Source organism: Paraburkholderia sp. EG287B (assembly GCF_040965595.1).
Lineage (GTDB): Bacteria > Pseudomonadota > Gammaproteobacteria > Burkholderiales > Burkholderiaceae > Paraburkholderia.
The window spans coordinates 1-239 of record NZ_JBFRCG010000125.1 but is presented as its reverse complement, the minus strand read 5'-3'; the positions used below and the strand labels follow the sequence as shown (position 1 = coordinate 239).

The following is a 239-nucleotide window of genomic DNA, read 5'->3' as shown; positions in this document are numbered from 1 at the left end:
CGGTGATGTACGACACGTCGGCACACGATTCGGTGACGCTGGGCGGCACGGATGCGACCACGCCGGTGGCGCTGCACAACGTAGCTTCGGGCGCAGTCTCGGCGACGAGCTCCGATGCGGTGAACGGCTCGCAGCTGTACAACCTGGCCAGTTCGACGGCGGATTCGTTCGGCGGCGGCTCGACGGTGAACAGCGATGGCTCGATCTCGAACCCGACGTATAACGTAGGTGGAGACACC

General features: G+C 64.9%; 1 pseudogene. It reads left to right on the top strand.

Annotation, left to right across the window (positions count from 1 at the left end):
• A pseudogene (locus AB4Y40_RS43015) lies at positions 1-239 on the top strand (adhesin); the annotation flags it as partial.